The 970-nt window shown below is 75.8% G+C and carries 1 pseudogene; it reads left to right on the top strand.

Features of this window, described 5'->3' with window-relative positions:
* Positions 1-970: pseudogene (locus PKE44_RS13930) on the top strand (hypothetical protein); the annotation flags it as partial.

The raw sequence follows: 970 nt of genomic DNA, 5'->3' as shown, positions 1-970 counted from the left end.
CCCCCCCCGCGCACTGCCCCGGCCGCTGCCGGCGCTGGCCGGGCTGGCGCTGGCGGCCGTCACCGCCCTCGGTCTTGCCGCGTATCCCGTGCTCAAGGGGCCGCTGGCGCTGCTCGCGCTCGCCTGCGGCCTGCTCTGCGCCTGGCGACCGCTGCTGGCACTGGCGCTGCTGCCGGCGCTGCTGCCGGTCACGGGGCTGGCGCCGTGGAGCGGCCGGCTGCTGGTCGAGGAATACGACCTGCTGCTGCTCGCCTGCGCCGCCGGCGCGCTGCTCGGCGGCAGCGGTGCAGACCCGCGGCCGGTGCGGGGCGGCTGGGCGCTGCTGCTGCTGCTGATCGCGCAGGGCATCGCACTCGGGCACGGACTCGCCGGTGCGGCCTGGCCACCGGATGCCAATGCCTGGAACGGCTATCTGACGCCGTGGAACGCGCTGCGCGTCGCGCGCGGCCTGCTGGCCGCACTCGTGCTCGCGCCGCTGATCCGGCACACGCTGCAGCACGACCCCGAGGCGGCATGGGCGGCCTGGTCGCGCGGCACGGCGCTCGGCCTGATCGCGGTCGGCGTCGCGGTGCTGTGGGAGCGCGGCGTGCTCGGCGTGCTGCTGGCCGTGCACGATCGCACCAGCCTGATCTACGGCCTGCTGCCGGCGCTGCTCGATTTCACCAGCCAGTACCGCATCACCGCGCTGTTCGCCGAGATGCACACCGGCGGGGCCGCGATCGACGGCTACGTGGCACTGGCGCTGCCGGTCACGGCCGCGGCATTGCTGCGCCGCGGCGAGCCTGCAGGCTGGCGCACCGTTGCCGGCCTCGCGCTGTGCCTCGGGCTGTACACGCTGTTCGTGACCTTCACACGCATCACCTACGTCGCGGTGGCGCTGGCCCTGCTGACGCTGGCGCTGCTTGTGGCAGTGCGGCGCCCGCCGGCGAGCGGGGCCCCGCAGCCGCCGGCCTCGCGCTTCGACGCGCTG

The organism is Plasticicumulans sp., assembly GCF_035331805.1.
Taxonomy (GTDB): Bacteria; Pseudomonadota; Gammaproteobacteria; order Competibacterales; family Competibacteraceae; genus Plasticicumulans.
This window is presented reverse-complemented; position numbering and strand designations above follow the sequence as displayed.